General features: G+C 34.2%; 4 protein-coding genes, 1 tRNA gene and 2 pseudogenes. 4 read left to right on the top strand and 3 right to left on the bottom strand.

The features are described 5' to 3' along the window. Nucleotides 1-245, bottom strand: a pseudogene (locus tag OZD68_RS00560) (IS4-like element ISWosp8 family transposase); the annotation flags it as partial. Between the two features lie 321 nt (nt 246-566). Here OZD68_RS00560 and OZD68_RS00555 point away from each other — a divergent pair. The 3 genes from OZD68_RS00555 (at nt 567) to OZD68_RS00545 (ending at nt 2,884) form a co-directional block, all read left to right on the top strand. After that, complete coding sequence (locus OZD68_RS00555) at nt 567-923, top strand: hypothetical protein (protein ID WP_259365930.1); 357 nt, start codon at nt 567-569, stop codon at nt 921-923. 24 nt (nt 924-947) lie between these two features. Then, nucleotides 948-1,250 carry a hypothetical protein gene (locus tag OZD68_RS00550; RefSeq protein WP_259365931.1) on the top strand — a complete coding sequence of 101 codons (303 nt, stop codon included), beginning with the start codon at nt 948-950 and terminating at the stop codon, nt 1,248-1,250. Nucleotides 1,251-1,357: 107 nt separating this feature from the next. Next, nucleotides 1,358-2,884, top strand: a complete 1,527-nt coding sequence (locus OZD68_RS00545; RefSeq protein WP_182309132.1) for an acyl-CoA carboxylase subunit beta — start codon at nt 1,358-1,360, stop codon at nt 2,882-2,884. Nucleotides 2,885-2,937: 53 nt separating this feature from the next. Here OZD68_RS00545 and OZD68_RS00540 read toward each other — a convergent pair. Next, nucleotides 2,938-3,010 (bottom strand) — tRNA-Thr (locus tag OZD68_RS00540). Between the two features lie 247 nt (nt 3,011-3,257). Here OZD68_RS00540 and OZD68_RS00535 point away from each other — a divergent pair. After that, nucleotides 3,258-3,716, top strand: a pseudogene (locus tag OZD68_RS00535) (DNA-formamidopyrimidine glycosylase family protein); the annotation flags it as partial. On the opposite strand, the gene OZD68_RS00530 reads toward OZD68_RS00535, so the two are convergent. After that, a partial coding sequence (locus OZD68_RS00530) for a transposase (RefSeq protein ID WP_275008720.1) occupies nt 3,712-4,179 on the bottom strand: 468 nt, incomplete at its 5' end. The pseudogene OZD68_RS00535 and the gene OZD68_RS00530 sit on opposite strands and share 5 nt — an antisense overlap.

Here is a 4,179-nt window from a genome sequence, read left to right as displayed (position 1 = left end):
AATTCTTGAAAGCCTGTATGGCAAATCTTATACCTTGCTTTAGAAAAAGCTTGCTTTGAGGGTACATGTCAATGGCTCCATAAGTTCACATTCTATTCCCAAACTTTTTTTAACTAACTTTAAAATCATAGAAAATACTGTCGAAAAAGCTTGTTCGTGTAAAACTCAACACAATGGATTTTCTGAAAAGTTTTCGAGTATATTATATTTTTAATTTGTAGAATAAGGTTTTTTCCTTTTTGCATATTTCACCTAAAAAGGACACATTTTAGACTTCTTTGTTGAAATAAAACAGAAACAAAAGTGCTGTCCCTTGCACTCTTTGGATAATTTAATGATAAAAAATTTAGAGAGAAATTTTATACACAATCTCTGACATTTTTCCTTAAGTTGACGCCATTGCCTGAACACTTACCTAATGATGAAGCTATCGAAAACATAGCAAAGAGACTTCAAAAATCTATAGACGATGCAAAAAAGCACAAGGTCATGTTTAGTGTTGATGTATTCCAAGGAGAAAAAAGTCATCAATAATAGATTATTCGATACTGATCTTATACCACCTCATGGAGCAAGATAAAAATGTTACTGAGACTGGAAAAGAAAAACTACGGCCTCTTATGTTAGAAATGTTTAATCTAGTTTCAACAGGCACTGATGTGAGCCAAGAAGTTCGGAGATTATTGCCAGAAGATATACTGAAAGAACGCGGCGGATATTTGTCACGTCTAAAACAAATTGTAAGTGATAGTATTGAAGATGACAAAAAAAAAGAAATTGTAGCAGAAAGAGATAATAAGTTTTATTATGTACAGTGTCCAGAAAAAAGTGTGATCACTCCTGCAAAATTTATGAACTCCCCGGAATTTAAGGACTTAGAATATGGTGCATTGCGAATAGGAGAAGGAGATAATCTAATCTGAATAAAAAGCTGGCAATATCATGATATGCAAGGCAAAGTAAAAATGACCTTTAGGGTAGGCGATGGAAAGATCGAAATGATTTTATCTTCTGAAAAAGCTGAAAGTTTTGGTAAAATAATGGTACATATGGATGACAAAAATTGTGAAATCTTCTCAAAGTACCTAAAAGAGCTAGAAAAAGAACCTCGTATAAGCAAGGTTGTTGAAGCTGCTAAAAGTTTTGCACAAACGAAAAGCAGTGCAGTTAGTCCACCTCTTTCTAATATGAAAAGTGTTGACACATCGCAACATTTTCAAAGTAGTGACCATGAATCACCAGAGCATTAACAATTATCATACATACATTGTTGCATATAGCAATAGTGTATGTGTATAGTTAGTAGGGTTTGTAAACTTAATAAAGTCTACAACTAATTTGAAAACTACTTTATTGTATGCAAGACTTTAAAATACTAGAAAATCTAAAAACCAAAGCACTAGAAGCTGAAAAAGGAGGCAGTTCTGACAGGATTACCAAACAACATGAAAAAGGGAAATTAACTGCTAGAGAAAGGCTCAGTATATTGCTCGATGAAAGTTCTTTTGCAGAATACGATAAATTCGTAAAACATCATGCAAATGATTTTGGCATGCAAAATGCTAATTTTTTAGGTGATGGGGTAGTGATTGGTCATGGTACTATTTATGGCAGAAAAGTTTTTGTTTATTCTCAGGATTTTACTCTCTTTGGTGGATCACTTGGTGCGTCACATGCAAAAAAAATATGCAAAATTATGGATATGGCAATTAATGCCATGGTTCCAATTATCGGACTAAATGACTCTGGTGGAGCCAGAATTCAGGAAGGAGTAAATTCCCTTGCTGGTTATGGAGAAATTTTTCAAAGAAACGTAAATGCATCAGGTGTTATACCACAAATTTCTTTAATTATGGGCCCATGTGCAGGAGGTGCAGTTTATTCCCCAGCATTAACTGACTTTACTTTCATGGTGAAAAACAGTTCATATATGTTTATAACAGGGCCAGATGTAGTAAAAAAGGTTACCTACGGAGATGTAAGTTTCGAAGACCTCGGTGGAGCAAAAATTCATACAAGCAAAACAGGAGTAGCGGATTTTGCATTCAATAATGATGTTGAAATGCTGCTAAAAATGCGTAAATTCTTTACTTTCTTACCAGCAAATAATCAAGAATCACCAAAATCTGCACCAATCTGTAATGATGTTGACGACATTGATGAATCCTTAAACACTCTAATTCCTACCAATCCTAATACTCCTTATGATATGTATGAACTCATTGAAAAAGTTTGTGATGAAAGGAATTTCTTTGAACTGAAACCTGATTTTGCTCGTAATATCATAACTGGTTTTGGTAGAATTGGAGGAAATACTGTCGGTATTGTTGCAAATCAACCTATGCACCTTGCAGGATGTTTGGATATTGATTCTTCAAGAAAAGCTGCGAGGTTTGTAAGGTTTTGTGACGCATTTAACATTCCGATCATCACACTTATTGATGTTCCAGGATTTTTGCCGGGTACAAATCAAGAATACAATAATATAATACAACACGGAGCGAAACTGCTTTACGCTTACGCTGAAGCGACCGTGCCGAAAATTAGCCTTATCACTAGAAAAGCGTATGGTGGTGCATACATTGTTATGAATTCGAAACATCTAAAAGGTGATATAAATTATGCCTGGCCAACTGCTGAAATAGCTGTGATGGGCCCTGAAAGTGCAGTTGAGATTATATTTCGACACGAAAAAGATCAGCAAACGTTAATTAAAGAATATAAAGAAAAATTTGCTAACCCATTTTTTGCTGCATCATATGGATACATTGATGACATTATAGTGCCAAGTAAAACAAGGTATCACTTTTGTAAAGCATTAGAGCTACTCAAAAACAAGAAGGTAGAAAGGATATGGAAAAAGCATGACAACTTACCTCTGTAACTTTCTTCTAAGCCTTGCTTACAAGTTATGCAATATTATAAGTATAATCAGTGTGCCGTTACCAAGACTCGAACTTGGGACCTCGTCATTACCAATGACGTACTCTACCACCTGAGCTACAACGGCAAGTTTATATGTTATGATAATGAATAACACAAAAAAGAATAAGGAAAAAGAAGAGGAGAAAAAAAGATTAGCGAAAGCTTTAAAGCAAAATATTTTGAAAAGAAAAAAGCAGCAACAGAGTAGACAGAGAACCCTTTCAAAACTCGTTTGTGGTGAGGAATTTTTAGGAGAAAGCACCGCAGAATACTCGAATGTATTTGAGAACGACAAAATTACCATCAGAAACTTAAGTTTTGAAGGAGGTATCATGCCAGAACTACCGGAAGTGGAAGTAATCTCTAATTTTTTGCTTGATAAAATTAAAAACAAGCAAATCAGTAATGTTATAGTGAATAATTGGAATTTACGTGCCCCAATAACAAAAAATATTGATGATATGCTAAAGGGCAAAGTCATACGCAACATCAAGCGTAGAGGTAAGTATACCATCTGGAATACAGATGGTAGTGTGGCTGTAATCATACATCTTGGCATGAGCGGAAAGCTTATATATGCTGACCACGATCAAATGCGGAATAAGCATGATCACGTGGTATTTTTATTTTCTGACAATACTTCAATAATTTTTAATGACCCAAGAAGATTTGGATTAGTTATCGTTTTAAATAAAGAACAAGAAACGGATTTTTTTAGCGATTTTGGAATAGAGCCCCTCACGGATGAATTCAGTGGAGACTATTTACAGGAGCATACGCGTCAAGTTAAGAGATTGTGAGCAAATTTAGAGAGGTTAAAGTGGATACTCTAGCCCTTCTAGGTTTGTCTTTTAATGAAAATCGCGACCAAGTTATAGTGAGTTTTTTAAGAAATGCTTTTAAACTATTAATTTTGGTTAATACTAAAAATAACTCTCTAACCCGCCTTTTTAGATCAATAAATGCCTTTGTTAAGCTAAGTTCTGTATTCTTTTTCACTTCTGTGCAACCAACTATGCCGTGAAATATAAGAATTGCACACAATTTAGCATATAGTTCACATAATACTCTGCATGGCTTTCCTTTTACCTTATCAAGCCTGATATGGCTTTTATACAATTTAAATAATAACTCAATTTGCCACCTTACTCTGTAAATCGTTAATACTTGCTCAGCACTAATTTTATTTTCTGGAACATTAGTTATAAATATTGACCAGTTCAACAATTTTTGATTTCTTTTAGAGGATGTATA

It is taken from the genome of Wolbachia endosymbiont of Drosophila bicornuta, from assembly GCF_028982105.1.
In the GTDB taxonomy this organism is placed as follows: domain Bacteria; phylum Pseudomonadota; class Alphaproteobacteria; order Rickettsiales; family Anaplasmataceae; genus Wolbachia; species Wolbachia pipientis.
The sequence above is the reverse complement of the archived record's forward strand: the minus strand, read 5'-3'. Positions and strand labels throughout refer to the sequence as shown.